Origin of the sequence: Nocardia albiluteola, assembly GCF_018860155.1 — a bacterium.
Lineage (GTDB): Bacteria > Actinomycetota > Actinomycetes > Mycobacteriales > Mycobacteriaceae > Nocardia > Nocardia albiluteola.
In genome coordinates this window covers 312,899-328,607 of record NZ_JAHKNI010000004.1, presented here as the reverse complement: position 1 = coordinate 328,607, position 15,709 = coordinate 312,899, and the positions used below count along the sequence as shown (strand labels likewise).

Sequence of the window (15,709 nt, the reverse complement as noted above, 5' to 3'; positions counted from 1 at the left end):
CGACGGAAAGTTCCGGATATTTCCCGAACCGTGTCGGTTGGTCGCAGTAGGGTCGAGGACAGCCTGGTTCCCGGCACACGGAGGGTTTTCATGACCACAGATTCCAGGTTCGTCATCGTCGGCGGCGGTCTCGCCGCGGCCAAGCTCGCCGAGGCGCTACGCGACAACGACTTCGAGGGTTCCCTCACGCTACTCGCGGCGGAGGAGCAACTGCCGTACGAGCGGCCGCCGCTGTCCAAGGAACACCTGCTGGGTAAGAAGGCGCTGGCCGAGTTCACGGTGCAGCCCGCGCAGTGGTATCGGGACCACCACGTCGAGGTAATGCTCGGCACCGCGGTATCAACGATCGACCGGGCCTCGAAAACCGTTGCGCTGCCAGATGGTTCGACACTGCCGTACGACAAGCTGGCGTTGGCCACCGGGTCGCGGGCGCGGCGGCTGCGAATTCCGGGCGCCGATGCGCAGGGCGTGCACGTGCTGCGGACCATCGAGGAGTCCGATGCGCTCGTCGAGTTGTTCGGCTCGATCCGGCGGCTGGCGGTGATCGGCGCGGGATGGATCGGACTGGAGGTGACGGCCGCGGCCCGCGCGGCCGGTGTCGAGGTCACGGTCCTCGAGGCCATGTCCGCGCCGCTGCTGGCCGCGATGGGGCCGGAGATGGGTGCGGTGTTCGCCGACCTGCACCGCGCGCACGGGGTCGATCTGCGATGCGATGTGACGGTCGCCGAGATCCGCACCGCCGAGGGCCGCGTCGCCGGGGTGCGGTTGGGCGACGACACCGTGATCGAGGCCGATGCGGTGCTCCTGGGCGTCGGCGCGCGGCCCAATACCGAACTGGCCGTGGACGCCGGGCTCGCGGTCGAGGGCGGGGTGCTGGTCGATGAGAGCCTGTCCACCAGCGACCCGGACATCGTCGCCGTCGGCGACATCGCCGATCAGCAGCATCCGGTGCTGGGGCGGCGCGTCCGGGTGGAGCACTGGGCCAATGCGCTCAATCAACCCGAGGTAGCGGCGCTCACGATGCTGGGCAAACCGGCCACCTACGACCGGCTGCCCTATTTCTTCACCGATCAATACGACCTCGGCATGGAATACACCGGCTACGTCGCGCCCGGCCAGCAGACCACGGTGGTGACCCGCGGGGACGTCGGCGCCCGCGAGTTCGTGGCCTTCTGGCTCGACTCGGGCAACCGGGTACTGGCCGGGATGAACGTCAATGTCTGGGACGTCGGCGATCGCATCAAGGAGCTGATTCTGTCCGGTGATCCGGTCGACCCGCGGCGCCTGGCCGATACGTCGGCCGAGCTGTGACGGGGCTCACCATCAGGGGTAGGTCGATTTCGCGCGGCGGGCTCCGACCTCTCGGTAAGCGCACCGCCCGGGCCGCGTCCGTCGCGGCCGGAGCGGTGCGGACGACGAACGCGAGGAGCCGGAAATGAAGTACATGCTGCTGAAGACCTACACGCCCGCCGCCTACTGCGACACCCCGATGGGCGAGTGGACGCCCGAGGAGATCACCGCGCACATCGACTTCCAGCGCATGCTGGGCGAACAGCTGCGCGGCTCCGGCGAACTCGTCGACGCCCAGGGCCTGGCCTTCCCCGACCAGGCGCGGATCGTGAGCTCCGACGGCCGCTCGGCCCCCGTGGTGACCGACGGCCCCTTCCCCGAGACCAAGGAATTCCTCGCCGGGTACTGGATCATCGACGTCGACACCCCCGCGCGCGCGGTCGAGATCGCCGCCCAGGCCTCGGCCGCCCCGGGCCCCGGGGGCAAGCCGATCGGCGAATACATCGAGGTGCGCCAGGTCATGGATGCCCCACCCGCCGATGCCTGACGCACCCGGCACCTGCACCCCACCGCCCGCCGCACCGGTCGGCGGCTCGGTCCGCGCCCGTACCGCCGAATCGGAGCCTCCGGCCGCGGGCACACACTCCGCTCCCTCGGACCGACGCGACACACCGCTGCCCGAGCGGCCAGGGCACGACGCGCCCGCCACGGGGCTCGGCGCGTCCGCGCCGGACCCGGAGCGGGCAACTGGCTCGGATCCGGGACGAGACGCGAGTTCACCCCAGGCTCAGCTGGATTCGAGCCGAGTTTCGAACGGCTCGGCGGGCACACCGCATCGGCCGGAGACCACAACCGGGGCCCACGCCGAGGTCGCCTACCTGCTGCGCGAGCTGGCACCGATCGTGGTGGGCGTGCTGGCGCGGCGATTCGGCGATTTCGACGCGGCCGAGGATGCGGTGCAGGAGGCGATGCTGGCGGCGGCGACGCAGTGGCCGGACGCGGGACTGCCGGACAATCCGCGGGGCTGGCTGATTCAGGTGGCGCAGCGGCGGATGACCGACACGGTGCGTGCCGATGCCGCCCGGCGCCATCGCGAGATCGCGGTCGCGGTGCGAGACATGGAGCAGCACAACGATATCCAGCCCGCGCGCGACGACACGCTGACGCTGTTCGTGCTGTGTTGCCATCCGTCGCTCTCGCCCGCCAGCGCCATCGCGCTGACGCTGCGCGCGGTCGGCGGCCTGTCCACCGAGGAGATCGCGCGCGCGTTCCTGATTCCGGAATCGACGATGGCACAGCGCATCTCGCGGGCGAAGAAGCGCCTGTCCACCCTGGAGCGCCCCTTTGCCATGCCGCCCGCGCTGGCGGCCACGGCCTGGCGCGATCGCCGCGAATCGGTGCTGCAGGTGCTGTATGTGATGTTCACCGAGGGACACACCGCCTCGGGCGGCCCCAGCCTGCAGCGCACCGACCTGTCGGCCGAGGCGATCCGCCTGGCCCGCATGGTGCATCGCCTGCTGCCCGACGACCCCGAGGTCACCGCGCTGCTGGCGCTGATGCTGCTCACCGACGCCCGCCGCGCGGCCCGCACCGGCACCAGCGGCGAACTGATCCCGCTCCCCGAACAGGACCGCACCCGCTGGCACCGGGGCCAGCTCGCCGAGGGCATCCGGCTCACCACCGCGGCGATCTCGGCCGGCCTCGAGGGTCCCTACCGCATCCAGGCCTCGATCGCGGCCCTGCACGCGCAGGCCCGGCACGCCGAGGACACCGACTGGGACCGAATCCTGTTGCTGTACACCAGATTGGAGTGCCTGACCCCTAACCCGATGGTCACGCTGAACCGCGCGGTCGCCACCGCCATGGTCCACGGCCCGGCCGCGGGCCTGTCCGTCACCGACACCGTCGCCGACATCCTCACCGGCAACCACCGTCTCGACGCCGTCCGCGCCCACCTGCAGGACATGGCGGGCGACCGGCAGGCCGCCATCGCCGGCTACACCGCCGCGGCCCACCACACCGCCAGCACCCCCGAACGCGACTACCTCACCCTGCGCGCCGCCCGCCTGCGGAACCGAGACACCGCATGACGTACGTGACCGATCCGCGAGTCGACACCTACATCGATCCCCTGCCCCCGTGGCAGCGCGACATCTGCCGGCAGGTGCGCGATATCGTCCACGACGCCGACCCCGAGGTCGTCGAGACGATCAAGCGCACGGTCCAGCCGTATTTCGTGCTACAGGGCAATATCTGCGCCCTGCTGGCCACCAAGGACCACGTGAACATATTCCTCTACGACGGCGGCATCGTTCCCGATCCGCACGGCATCATCACCGGCGGGCACGAGAACAAGACCGGCCGCACCATCGCCGTCTACGAGGGCGACAAGATCAATGTCCCCGCGCTGACGGAGATGTTCCGCCGGATCATCGCGAACAACCGCGCGGGCGGCTGGCGAAAACTGAAGGGCGCGGGCTGAATCGGCTCAGGCCGGGGTGCCCGCCCACTCGATACCGGTGATCAATTCGTATGCCTCGCGGTACTTTTCGCGGGTGGCCGCGACGATGTCGGCGGGGATCTCCGGGCCCGGGTATTCCTTGTTCCAGCCGGTGGAGGTGGACCAGTCGCGGACGAACTGCTTGTCGAAGGACGGCTGGGCGTGGCCGGGTTCCCACTGGGCGGCGGGCCAGTAGCGGGAGGAATCGGAGGTGAGGACCTCGTCTCCCAGGGTGAGAACCTCACCGTCCCAGCCGAATTCGACCTTGGTGTCGGCGATTATGACCCCGCGCCCGGCGGCGTAGGAGGCGCCGCGCGTGTAGATCTCCAGGGTCAGCTCGCGCAGGCGCTCGGCGACCTCGCGGCCCTCCTGCCGCACGACATCGTCGAAGGTGATCGGCTCGTCGTGGCCCTCGGAGGCCTTGGTACTCGGGGTGAAGATCGGCTCGGGCAGCCGGTCGCCCTCGCGCAGGCCGGGCGGCAGGGCGATGCCGGAGACCATGCCTGTGCGCTCGTACTCCTTCAGGCCCGAGCCCGACAGGTAGCCACGGGCGATGCACTCCACCTGCACCATCTTCAGCGGTTTGACCCGGACGGCGCGGCCGGCGAATTCGGCGGGCACATCCGTGGCCGACACCACGTGGTTGGGAATGTCGGACAGATAGCCGAACCACCAGTTCGACAGCTGGGTCAGCAGCGCGCCCTTGTCCGGGATCGGCGTCGGCAGCACCACGTCGTAGACCGATACCCGATCCGAGGCGACCAGGATCAGCGAATCGCCGTCCTCGTACAGATCGCGCACCTTGCCCGCGTGGATGTGCTTCAACTGTCCTCCTGGTCTGCGCATCGATGAAACGTCCGATCCCGCTCGGGCTACCACGCGCGGTGACAGCGATCATCCTGTCGGCACGTACCGAAGGGCGCGGACGCCGCACAGCCTACCGAGCCGCCCCTCGAGTCCGTTCGCACACCGCCATGCCACCGGCGCGACGCGGGAACAATTCGGACGCTCATCGACACAGCACCGCCTCCGGTGCCCTATCCCGAGTCGGCGATTCCCACGTCCCGAAGCGCCCAGGCGGACGGCACCGCCACCTGGGGCACTGCGGCGAACGGCCCGCACGCAGCATGCCCGCACCCGACTCCCCTGCGGCGTGGCAAGCTGGGCATCGTTGCATCCGCACCCGCAGGCGCGCGGGACCGTGTCAGACCGGCCGGTCGCCGCTCTCACCGCGGGCCGCGGTCCGCACCACGCACCGAGCCGACGCCGCCGCTCGTTCCCCACCCCGGAGTGGGCGGCCCGCCGGTATGTTCTTCGACCAGCGAAGGAGTCTGGATGTCCGCACCGAACCTCACCCGTGAGCAGGCCATCACACGTGCCGCGACGATCAGCGTGGAGAACTATCGCATCGAGCTGGACCTGACGGGCCAGCCGACCAACCCCGAGGCCGGCTCGGGCGAAACCTTCGTTTCCCGCTCGACGGTCACCTTCACGGCCGAACCCGGCGCGGAGACTTTCGTCGATATCGTCGCGGCCGGGGTGCGTTCCGTGGCGCTGAACGGAACCCCCGTCAAGATCGGCGAATACGACGAGTCCAAGGGGATCGCGCTGACCGGCCTGGCCGAGCGCAACGAACTGGTCGTCGAGGCCGACTGCGAGTACTCGCACACCGGCGAGGGTCTGCACCGGTTCGTCGACCCCACCGACGACAAGGTCTACCTGTACTCGCAGTTCGAGACCGCCGACGCCAAGCGGATGTTCGCCTGCTTCGACCAGCCGGACCTCAAGGCCACCTACGACATCACGGTCACCGCGCCCCAGGACTGGGAGGTGATTTCCAACGGCGCCGCGGTCGAGGCCGCTGTGCTTACCCACCCCGCCGGCTCCGCCAGCTCACCATCCCCGGAGACCGGAACGGTCGTCCGGCACACTTTCGCCACTACCCCGCGCATGAGCACCTACCTCGTCGCGCTGATCGCGGGCCCGTATGCGAAGTGGACCGACGCCTACACCGACTCGCACGGCAGCATCCCGCTGGGCATCTACTGCCGTGCCTCGCTCGCCGAGCACATGGACTCCGAGCGGCTGTTCACCGAGACCAAGCAGGGATTCGGTTTCTACCACGAGAATTTCGGTGTGCCGTACGCGTTCGGCAAGTACGACCAGTTATTCGTGCCCGAATTCAACGCCGGCGCAATGGAAAACGCGGGCGCGGTCACCTTCCTCGAAGATTACGTGTTCCGCTCCAAGGTGACTCGCGCCTCCTACGAGCGGCGCTGCGAGACCGTGCTACACGAGATGGCGCACATGTGGTTCGGCGACCTGGTCACCATGAAGTGGTGGGACGATCTGTGGCTGAACGAGTCGTTCGCCACCTTCGCCTCGGTGCTGTGCCAGACCTCTGCGACCGAATACACCAGCGCCTGGACCACATTCGCGAATGTGGAGAAGTCGTGGGCATACCGGCAGGATCAGTTGCCCTCCACCCATCCGATCGCCGCCGACATTCCGGACCTGGACGCGGTGGAGGTGAACTTCGACGGAATCACCTACGCCAAGGGTGCTTCGGTGCTCAAGCAGTTGGTCGCCTACGTGGGCCGCGAGCCGTTCCTGGCGGGTCTGCGGGACTACTTCACCGAGCACGCCTACGCGAACGCCACCTTCGACGACCTCGTGGGCGCCCTCGAAAAGTCCTCGGGCCGTGACCTTTCCGGCTGGGGTGCGCAGTGGCTCAAGACGACGGGCCTGAACATCCTGCGGCCGGAGTTCGAGGTGTCCGATGGGAAGTTCACCTCGTTCTCGGTGGTGCAATCCGGTGCGCAGCCGGGCGCCGGCGAGTACCGAGTGCACCGCCTGGCCATCGGCGTGTACGACGAGCAGGACGGAAAGCTGGTGCGCACCAAGCGCGTCGAGATCGACCTCGCGGCCGCCGAGCGCACCGAGGTGCCCGAGCTGGTCGGCGTCGAGCGCGGCAAGCTGGTGCTGGTCAACGACGACGATCTCACCTACTGCTCGGTCCGCCTGGATCCGGAATCGCTGACGACGGTCACGACGCGCATCGCCGACATCGCCGAATCGCTGCCCCGCACGCTGTGCTGGTCGGCGGCCTGGGAGATGACCCGCCAGGCCGAGCTGCGGGCCCGCGATTTCGTCGCGCTGGTACAGCACGGTGTCGGCGCGGAGTCGGAAATCGGTGTGGTGCAGCGCCTTCTGATGCAGGCCCAGACCGCGCTGGGCAGTTACGCCGATCCCGGCTGGGCGCAGTCGCAGGGCTGGGCCGAGTTCGCCGATCGCCTGATCGAGCTGGCCCGGGCGGCCGAGCCGGGGTCGGACCATCAGCTGGCCTTCGTCAACTCCCTGACCGGCGCGCGCCTCTCGCCCGCGCACACCGAGGTGCTGGGCGCGCTGCTCGAAGGCGATCCGGCGCAGGTGGGCCTGGCCGGGCTCGTGGTCGACACCGATCTGCGCTGGCGGGTCGTGCAGGCGCTGGCCGCGGCCGGCGTGATCGACGCCGACGGGATCGCCACGCCGGTCATCGATGCCGAGCTGGATCGCGATCCGACCGCCGCGGGGCGTCGTCAGGCGGCCGCGGCCGCCACGAGCCGCCCGCAGGCCGCGGTGAAGGAGAACGCCTGGAACTCGGTGATCAACGACGACACGCTGCCGAACATCACCACCCGCGCGATCGTCGCCGGTTTCGCCCCCGTCGGTCAGGCCGATCTCCTGGCCCCGTACGTGGACCGCTACTTCGCCGACATTCCGGCGGTGTGGGAGCGCCGGTCGAGCGAGGTCGCTCAGACCGTCGTCGTCGGCCTCTACCCGCACTGGGCGATCACCGACGAGTCGGTCGCCGTGGCCGACAAGTTCCTGGCGGGCGATCATCCCCCGGCCCTGCACCGCCTGGTGAGCGAGGGCAAGGCGGGTGTCGAACGCTCCTTGCGCGCAAGGGCTTTCGACGCCAGCTAGCCGACGACCGCACAATCGGCCGCATTCCCTCCGAGACCCGGGGGAATGCGGCCGTATTGCATTGCGCACCAGTACAAAACGAGCGCACCCGAATCACACCGTGCGGCACTGGTTCCGGCGAGTCTCGCTGCTGTGGGCAGATCTGCCGTGAGCAGCGTCGGGCGACAATGGGCACGGTCCCGGCGCACCGTGGACGTATGGCTCACGACGACAACAAGATTCCGATGTTCAGCTGGCGAATGCGCGAGCAACTACTCAGCCGGCGCATTCTGGTGCTCGACGGGGCGCTCGACGACGACAACGGCACGCTGCTCATGACGCAGCTGCTCACGCTCGCCGCCGAGGATCCCGACGGGGCTGTCTCGCTGTGGATCCACTCGCCGGGCGGCTCGGTGCCCTCGATGCTCGCCATCCGGGACACCATGCGGCTGGTGCCGTGCGAGGTGTCCACGCTGGCACTGGGACTGGCGTGCAGCGCCGGGCAGTTCCTGCTGTCGGCGGGCGAGCCGGGGCGGCGGTTCGCCCTGCCGCACGCGCGCATCCTGATGCACCAGGGTTCGGCAGGCATCGGGGGCAGCGCGGGCGAGGTCGAGGTGCAGGCCGACGACCTGCGGCACACGGTCAACACCGTGCTCGGCCTGATCTCCGCGGACACCGGGCAGCCCTTCGACCGCATCTACGAGGATTCCCTGCACGACCGCTGGTTCACCGCGGAGCAGGCTCGGGAGTACGGCTTCATCGATCACATCGTGGAGTCGTTCGGTCAGGTCGTGCCGCAGCGCCAGCGAGTGGGGATCAGCTGATGACGTACACGATTCCCAATGTCATCGCCCAGCATCCGCGGGGCGAGCGGATCATGGACGTCTACTCGCATCTGCTCACCGAACGCATTGTCTACCTGGGCACGCCGATCGATTCCGGGGTTGCCAACGCGCTCATCGCGCAGCTGCTGCACCTGGACGCGGACAGCCCCGGGCAGGACATCCACCTCTACATCAATTGCGAGGGTGGCGATCTGCCCGCCATGCTCGCGGTGTACGACACCATGCAGCACGTGCACTCCCCCGTGGTGACCACGTGCGTAGGCCAGGCCATCGCGGTCGGCGCGGTGCTGCTGGCGGGCGGCGCGAAGGGACGACGCTCGATGCTCCCGCACGCCCGCGCCGTCCTGCACCAGCCCGCGGGCCGCGGTCAGGGCGCCATCCCCGACCTGATCCTGCAGGCCGACGAGCTGGTCCGGATGCGGGCGGAAATCGAGACGATCCTGTCCGAACACACCGGCCAGCCGGTGGAAACCCTGCGCCACGACACCGACCGCGACCGCGTCTTCACCGCCCGCACGGCCGTCGAGTACGGCCTGGCCGATCAGATTCTCGCCGCAACCGATTGATCGGCGCGGACCCGATCCGCCCAGCCGCCGACGGGGTGGGCCGCCTGGAAGGCGCGCCGCCCGTCGGCGCTATCGGCGCAGCGACACTGCACGAGTGGAGCGAAACCACGGTCGCGCACTTGATCACGAACAGTATTTCCGAGCGTGTCGCTCCGGCCGCAAGCGCGGCACGCATATGCCGCCGCGTCGCCTGTACATCAAGATTGGTACACGCCACGGCCAAGCCGACACTGACCAATTCGACGAACTTCCGGCTCAAGACCCCACTACGCCACGGATTGGTCGCCATCTCGTTGCACGCGTCGGCCCATGCTGGGTCCCACGTCCGCAGCAATGACAAAGCTGCGCCATCCCAAGGACCAGCATCGGCCGCGGCAGCATGAATCGGATCGGGCATCGACATGTCATCAGCGGGCATAGATGCATCCTTGGTCTGATTGACGCGGCTCGTTGGCAGGAGTCGCTGTCTGGAAGGAACTGCGCGCCTCAGGGGCGCCGGCTGGCACGCACGCTGTCGATCAGTCCTTCATGCGCCGGTAAGCGAGTAGGGATCTGCGCAGACCGCTGAATGCATAGACGGCCGCCCACACTGAAATCAAAACGAGCACAACGAACATCGGTAGCCAGCTGCTCTTATGATGATCGACGCCCCACCAGACCGCCGTAAACAGAATCGTGCAGATGAACAGCAGGATGTCGCGCAAGCCGCCGCGATAGGAGGCGGCCGCTCTGCGCAGCGGCCGGTATCGATTGACGGTCGCGACCAGGTCGTCGATGCGATTATCGATGGTCCGTTGGAGTTCGGCGCGCCGCTCCACTTCCTCCGGAGGTATGCGGTCCAGCAGTTCCATATCCTGCTTGATCGTCTTGCGGACGTCCGGGCCCTTCAGATATCCCGCCGCTGCACCGAGAGCCAATCCACCAGCGATGGGCGCGACCCCCATGGCAAGGTCAACCAAAGCAGGCATGCCTCCGTCTCCTCAGCCACCCCATCAACATCGCGGCAAGAGCATTGCCTGGATCATATGCCCGCTGGCGTATCTCTGTGCCGATCGCAACGCCGACCTCGGACTCGCCTGCTTCGGCATGGCCGCCGTCCACATCGCCAGGTCGACGCCGGTCGTGACAGTGCCTGGCGCCGGACCATCACATACAGCGTCTGGTTCGGCCATTTCATCGTGTGGCTGTCGCACGCCATCCAGGACCATGGCAGTTCTACTTTGGGGCTGGGGCCAGCTTCAGAATTCCCGGGCCCAGTTGCAGCGGGCAGCGGGCAGCGGGCAGCGGGCAGCGGGCAGCGGGCAGCGGGCAGCGACCGGGGTGTACAGCGATTAGGCGGCGAGGGCCAGCATCGTCGGGCCGGAGCGGCGTGGGGGAGCCGGGGTGGCGAATGGGGTGGGGCCCTGCTGGTGCAGGTCTCGGACCACCTGTTCGGTGAGGCCGATCAGGGTGGTGCCGAGGGCACCGGCCAGTGCGGCGATCATCTCGCTCGACGGGTCCTTGCGCCCCCGCTCGACCTCGGACAGATACTGCGGCGAAACACCCGCCCGCCCGGCTGTCTCGACGAGCGTTTCCCGCTGTTCGGCCCGCAGCGCCCGCAGCCTGCGGCCGAGAGCCTCCCGCCACAGCGGCTCGGCGTGGGCAGGCGCCGGTTCGGCTCGCAACCGGGGCGGGGTGTGCCGCGCCGAGTTCGGCCGCGACCGAGCCTGCTCGCGGCGTGCCGAATCGGACTGCGGCTGAGCCGGTTCCAGCCGCAACCGCGGCCGTTCCGAATCCGACGGGGCCGGGGCTTCAATCACCGAATCCGACCGCGGCCGCGCCGAGCTGCGGGCCGAATCGGACTGTGGCTGTACGGGTTCCAGACGCAGCCATGGCCGTTCCGAACCCGGCCCGGCCTCGCACACCGAATCCGACGGGGGTTGCGGCGATTCCGGCCGCGGCGATTCCGGTTCCGCACCGAGCCGAGCCGAGTCCGGCCGCGGACGATCATCCCGTCCGCCGGGGATCGCATGGAGTCGCGGGTGCTGGACCATGCCCTGAGCCTACGAGCACGCCAGCGGATTCACGGCCCGATTCTGCTCACAGCAGATAACGCTGAAACGCTCCGGTTCGGCGACCTTCGAGGAACAGTCGCAGAACACACGTGCACCCCGTGCCCGGACCTGCGCTCGTCTCAGGTCACTGAAGCGAGCGCCGATCCGCGCACGGGGTGCACGACGCTGTTCGGTTGTGCCGGGCGCTACGTCAGCTCGGGCGGCCGATGGCCGCGCCCATGACGCGGACCGCGGAGACCAGGCCGTCGATCAGCTGGCCCTGGCGCAGCGAGCTGAGCAGGGCGGACGCGCCGAGCTCACAGATGCGGTCGTTGACCCGATCGGCGACGTCGCGGCCCGAACGGACCTCGACGGCGTTGTCGTTCGGGGAGACGGCGATGAGCACCGAACGCGCCGCCTCGGGGGTACCCGGGAAGATCGCGTCCGCGCCGGCGGCGGCATCCGCGCCGAGGTCGCCGATGTAGATGTTGAACCTGACCTTGGTGGACCGCGTGACCTCGGTCAGCGTGTTGTCCATGATCAGCCGCTCGGTGTCGCTGAACGGCGCCTCCCGGAACATATCGCCGGATTCGTGGACTCCGGAAACGCGTCCACTCGTCGTCACGACGTATCCGTGCGGGAGGTCGGCCTCGACCACCGCGGGCCAATTCCAGTTAGAACTTGCCACTTGCCCGGCCTCCGATCAGGTCCGACTCGGCGGCTTCGATCGCCGCGTAGGTGCCGTGCGAGGTCTCGTGGTGTCCGGAACCGGTCACCTCGTCGGTCGCGCTCCACAGCACCGGGTCCGCGGTCCACTTCTCACCGAGGTTGTAGTGGGCCGGCTTCTCCCCGGGGAACGGCTTGCCGAGGAACGACAACCCCGCGATCACCCCGTAGATCACCAGTGGGATGCCGACAAAGATCAGCACTGTCTCGAGAATGCTCACGGCCCAACGGTAGACGATGCGTCCGAGCGACGGTTCGACTGGTGAGCATGTGGTGGATCCGTGTCGGGGTGCGCGCGCCTACACGAGCCACGCGGCCGCGTCGACCGGCAGCATGTTCCCCTCGATCGGCGCGCTGGCCAGCAACACCTCCCCGGGCGGCAGCGGGATCGGCGCGCCCGAGGCATTCAGTGCGCACACCAGCCCGCCCGTGCGCCGGAACGCCAGGCAGTCCGCCGGACTGCCGTACCAGTCCAGCCCCGAACCGGCGAACTCCGGTCGCGAACTTCGCAACTCGATGGCCATCCGATACAGCGACAGCATCGAATCCAGCCGTTCGAGCTGGGCCTCCACGGTGAGCTCGGCCCACTGCGCCGGCATCGGCAGCCAGGACCGCTCGGCGGTGGTGAAGCCGAACGGCGGCCGCTTTCCCTCCCAGGGCATCGGGACCCGGCAGCCGTCGCGCCCACGCTCGGTGTGCCCGGAGCGCTCCCACACCGGATCCTGCAGCACCTCGTCGGGCAGATCGTCGACGTTCGGCAGCCCCAGCTCCGAGCCGTTGTACACGAATACCGCGCCGGGCAGCGCCAGCTCCAGCAGCATCATCGCCCGCGCGCGGGCCGGCCCGACCGTGCCGCCGCCGTAACGGGTGACCTCGCGCTCGATGTCGTGATTGGACAGCGTCCAGGTGGGACCGGCGCCGACGGTGTGCACCGCCTCGATCGAATTGTTCACCGCGGCACGGATTTCCGCGGCATCGTAGGCGGCCTCGGCGAGCCGGAAGTTGAACGCCAGATGCAGCTCGTCCGGGCGCACGTACTCCCCGAAGCGGGTGTTGTCGTCGACCCAGACCTCGCCGATGGACACCGCGCCGGGATATTCGTCGAGCACCTTGCGCAGCCGGCGGTGGATGTCGTGCACGGCGGGATTGTTGAACCGGGGATCGGTGTCGTCGTGCACCAGCATCTTGGTCTCGACGCGCTCCATATCCGGTAGGCCGGACGGCTTGGCCATGCCGTGCGCGACGTCGATGCGGAATCCGTCGACACCGCGGTCCAGCCAGAACCGCATGGTCTGCTCGAAATCCGCGATGACCTCCGGATTGTCCCAGTTCAGATCCGGTTGCTCGGCGGCGAAGATGTGCAGGTACCACTGCCCCGGCCTGCCGTCCGCCTCGGTCACCCGGGTCCAGGCCGGGCCGCCGAAGATGCTCGGCCAGTTGTTGGGCGGCTGGTCGCCGCCGGGCCCGCGTCCGTCGCGGAAGATGTAGCGGGCACGTTCGGGGCTGTCCGGCCCGGCGGCCAGGGCCGCGGTGAACCAGGGATGTCGCGAACTGGTGTGGTTCGGAACCAGGTCCATCGTGACCCGGATCCCACGGTCGTGCGCCTCGGCGATCAGCTCGTCGAACACCGCGAGATCGCCGAACAGCGGGTCGATATCGCGTGGATCGTCGACGTCGTATCCGCCGTCGGCCATCGGTGAGCGCATCACCGGGCAGATCCACAACGCGTCGATGCCGAGCAGTTCCAGATAGCCGAGCCGATCGACCAGCCCGCCCAGATCGCCGACGCCGTCACCGTTGGAATCGGCGAACGAGCGCGGATAGACCTGGTAGAACACCGCCGACCGCCACCACTCCCCGTCCGCGTCCGCAACCTCGCAGGCCCCCGATTCCGGCGCCGCCGCGGCCGGATCTCCAGGTGATGAAGGTGTCACAACATTCAATACTGCCAAAGGTTTCCGGTGGCCGGTCCCGAACTCGGCAGTGTTGACCAGTTTTGGCAAATCATCGGCAGACGCCGACCGTCACGGAAAAGCTCTGAGTTGCAGCGGATTCTGCGCGCCGACCGTTAGATCGGGGAGTTGACCAGCGAATTTGCCGCCATTTCCAGATAATCCAGCAGCGCGCGGCGATGCGCATCATCCATGGCCGCGGAATCGATCTCGCCCACGGCGATGTGCATGCAGCGCAGCCACGCGTCACGCTCGACGGGACCGACCCGGAACGGCATGTGCCGCATCCGCAATCGCGGATGCCCGCGCTCGTCGGAATAGGTCCGCGGGCCGCCCCAGTACTGCTCGAGGAACATCCGCAGCCGGCGCTCGGCCGGGCCGAGATCCTGCTCGGGATACAGGGGCCGCAGCACCTCGTCGCGGGCCACCTCGCGATAGAACGCCGCCACGAGCTTGTGGAACGTCTCGGCCCCGCCGACCGCCGCGTAGAACGACGCGGGCTCGGCCGGGGACGCCTGGCTCGATGTGCTCGCCGCCCCGAGGGCTCCACGCTCAACCGCCACGTACTCGCTCCTTCATCGCATTGGTTCCGGGATCACCCCGGTGGCGCACGCGCCGACAGCCCCGCCGCGGCGCAATACCTGCCGTACTCGCAGCATAGTCGCCGCCCCGGTCCGCCCCGGTCGCGCTCGCAGAGCCGCGGGCGGCCCCGCCAACACGGCACGCAATCGAGATCGGACCGTATCCCACGGTCCGGCGCCGCTCCGGGATCCTGGGAGTACCGACCGGGACTCGGGGCCTACCACCACCCCAACACCTGCCGTTAACCCGAACGTGCCCGACAATGTGCGAAATCACCGTGCATTCGTACGAGTTCCATGGTCAACTGGGTGACAGTGTCTGCCCAGATACCACATGAACCGGACTATACGAACTCGGGGTCCCCATGAAGCAGCGGCACGGCGCCCGGTCACACGAGGTGAGAGCGCACCGACAACTCCAGCCCGCCGACGTCCACAATCGTGGGTCGGGGGCTACTCCGCTGCACATCTTGTCCGCCAATTCGACGCCAGACCATCACCACCCCCATCCCGATGCGCCCGTGCATCGAACCCTGGAAATTCCCCCACCGGCCGCGTGGGTCAAGCGCCGGGTGTTGCTTCTGAATGCCACCTTCGAGCCGCTGACCGCCCTGTCCGCACGCCGCGCCATCGTGCTGCTGATCTGCGACAAGGCCGATGCCGTCCACCACAATGCCGAGGGACCCGTCGTCCATTCCGCCGAGGCGTCCGTCGCGCTGCCATCGGTGATCCGCCTGCGCAACTACGTCCATGTGCCGTATCGCGCGCGGGTGCCGATGACCCGCGCGGCACTCATGCACCGCGACCGCAATCGCTGCGCGTACTGCGGCGGCAAGGCCGAGACCATCGACCACGTGATTCCGCGCAGCCGCGGCGGCGCGCACTCGTGGGAGAACTGCGTGGCCTCCTGTGCCCCGTGCAACCACCGCAAGGCCGACAAGCTGCTCAGCGAGCTGGGCTGGACGCTGCATCATCCGATGGTGGCGCCCAAGGGGCCGCATTGGCGGCTGCTGTCGACCAGCTCGGACCTGGATCCGGTGTGGTTGCAGTATCTCGGGGAGGGCGCCGCCTGATCGGGCGGTGACTCGCCCCGCTGCCGAGCGGCCGGCATCTCGAAGACACCCACCATGACGCCCCGACGTCGTGACGGTAGCGGGTCGATCGCCGTACCCGGGGTCCGCGAGGGATTGCGGCTCGCCGGGCGGAACGATTCCAGGCACCGGATGCGAACGGGCCGACCCGTCCGCGCCTGCGGTCGTACCCCGGTTGGA

Annotated in this window: 16 protein-coding genes; 8 read left to right on the top strand and 8 right to left on the bottom strand. The window is 68.7% G+C overall.

The genetic code is table 11. The features are described from left to right. Nucleotides 1-90: 90 nt before the first annotated feature. From KO481_RS14660 to KO481_RS14645, 4 genes are all read left to right on the top strand, one after another. Nucleotides 91-1,311 carry an NAD(P)/FAD-dependent oxidoreductase gene (locus tag KO481_RS14660; protein WP_215917651.1) on the top strand — a complete coding sequence of 407 codons (1,221 nt, stop codon included), beginning with the start codon at nucleotides 91-93 and terminating at the stop codon, nucleotides 1,309-1,311. Between the two features lie 124 nt (nucleotides 1,312-1,435). Next, nucleotides 1,436-1,837: a YciI family protein gene (locus KO481_RS14655; protein WP_215917650.1), complete on the top strand. Its 402-nt coding sequence runs from the start codon at nucleotides 1,436-1,438 to the stop codon at nucleotides 1,835-1,837. Then, entirely contained in the window at nucleotides 1,830-3,380 is a 1,551-nt protein-coding gene (locus KO481_RS14650) for an RNA polymerase sigma factor (RefSeq protein WP_215917649.1), read from the top strand. The genes KO481_RS14655 and KO481_RS14650 overlap by 8 nt, the downstream gene beginning before the upstream one ends. Then, the gene (locus tag KO481_RS14645) at nucleotides 3,377-3,772 is read left to right on the top strand and encodes a DUF1801 domain-containing protein (protein WP_215917648.1); all 396 of its coding nucleotides are present in this window, start codon (nucleotides 3,377-3,379) and stop codon (nucleotides 3,770-3,772) included. Before KO481_RS14650 ends, KO481_RS14645 begins: the two co-directional genes overlap by 4 nt. Before the next feature lie 6 nt (nucleotides 3,773-3,778). On the opposite strand, the gene KO481_RS14640 is transcribed toward KO481_RS14645, so the two are convergent. After that, nucleotides 3,779-4,636, bottom strand: a complete 858-nt coding sequence (locus KO481_RS14640; RefSeq protein WP_215917647.1) for a phosphoribosylaminoimidazolesuccinocarboxamide synthase — start codon at nucleotides 4,634-4,636, stop codon at nucleotides 3,779-3,781. A 489-nt stretch (nucleotides 4,637-5,125) separates the two neighbouring features. Here KO481_RS14640 and pepN point away from each other — a divergent pair, with 489 nt between their 5' ends. The 3 genes from pepN to KO481_RS14625 all read left to right on the top strand — a co-directional run bounded on the left by pepN (nucleotide 5,126) and on the right by KO481_RS14625 (nucleotide 9,146). Then, complete coding sequence (gene pepN, locus KO481_RS14635; protein ID WP_215917646.1) at nucleotides 5,126-7,756, top strand: aminopeptidase N; 2,631 nt, start codon at nucleotides 5,126-5,128, stop codon at nucleotides 7,754-7,756. A gap of 197 nt (nucleotides 7,757-7,953) precedes the next feature. Further along, nucleotides 7,954-8,559, top strand: coding sequence for a ClpP family protease (locus KO481_RS14630; protein WP_215917645.1), 606 nt, complete (start codon nucleotides 7,954-7,956; stop codon nucleotides 8,557-8,559). Further along, complete coding sequence (locus KO481_RS14625; RefSeq protein ID WP_215917907.1) at nucleotides 8,556-9,146, top strand: ClpP family protease; 591 nt, start codon at nucleotides 8,556-8,558, stop codon at nucleotides 9,144-9,146. The genes KO481_RS14630 and KO481_RS14625 overlap by 4 nt, the downstream gene beginning before the upstream one ends. Here KO481_RS14625 and KO481_RS44745 read toward each other — a convergent pair. The 7 genes from KO481_RS44745 to KO481_RS14590 form a co-directional block, all read right to left on the bottom strand. Then, the gene (locus tag KO481_RS44745; RefSeq protein WP_372452043.1) at nucleotides 9,085-9,543 is read right to left on the bottom strand and encodes a carboxymuconolactone decarboxylase family protein; all 459 of its coding nucleotides are present in this window, start codon (nucleotides 9,541-9,543) and stop codon (nucleotides 9,085-9,087) included. The two genes, KO481_RS14625 and KO481_RS44745, sit on opposite strands and share 62 nt — an antisense overlap. Before the next feature lie 121 nt (nucleotides 9,544-9,664). Then, on the bottom strand, nucleotides 9,665-10,114 hold the full coding sequence (locus KO481_RS14615; RefSeq protein WP_215917643.1) for a hypothetical protein: 450 nt from the start codon (nucleotides 10,112-10,114) through the stop codon (nucleotides 9,665-9,667). 363 nt (nucleotides 10,115-10,477) lie between these two features. Then, a complete protein-coding gene (locus KO481_RS14610) occupies nucleotides 10,478-10,810 on the bottom strand; it encodes a helix-turn-helix domain-containing protein (protein ID WP_215917906.1) in 333 nt (110 codons plus the stop codon). A gap of 580 nt (nucleotides 10,811-11,390) precedes the next feature. After that, on the bottom strand, nucleotides 11,391-11,867 hold the full coding sequence (locus KO481_RS14605; RefSeq protein WP_308166607.1) for a DUF5130 family protein: 477 nt from the start codon (nucleotides 11,865-11,867) through the stop codon (nucleotides 11,391-11,393). Next, nucleotides 11,854-12,126, bottom strand: coding sequence for an aa3-type cytochrome oxidase subunit CtaJ (gene ctaJ, locus KO481_RS14600; RefSeq protein WP_215917642.1), 273 nt, complete (start codon nucleotides 12,124-12,126; stop codon nucleotides 11,854-11,856). The genes KO481_RS14605 and ctaJ overlap by 14 nt, the downstream gene beginning before the upstream one ends. Nucleotides 12,127-12,204: 78 nt before the next feature. Then, a complete protein-coding gene (locus tag KO481_RS14595) occupies nucleotides 12,205-13,743 on the bottom strand; it encodes a glycoside hydrolase family 13 protein (RefSeq protein WP_308166633.1) in 1,539 nt (512 codons plus the stop codon). Between the two features lie 230 nt (nucleotides 13,744-13,973). Further along, nucleotides 13,974-14,420 carry a globin gene (locus KO481_RS14590; protein WP_215917640.1) on the bottom strand — a complete coding sequence of 149 codons (447 nt, stop codon included), beginning with the start codon at nucleotides 14,418-14,420 and terminating at the stop codon, nucleotides 13,974-13,976. A gap of 383 nt (nucleotides 14,421-14,803) precedes the next feature. On the opposite strand from KO481_RS14590, the gene KO481_RS14585 reads away from it, so the two are divergent. Further along, entirely contained in the window at nucleotides 14,804-15,511 is a 708-nt protein-coding gene (locus tag KO481_RS14585) for an HNH endonuclease (RefSeq protein WP_215917639.1), read from the top strand. The last annotated feature ends 198 nt before the right edge of the window (nucleotides 15,512-15,709 follow it).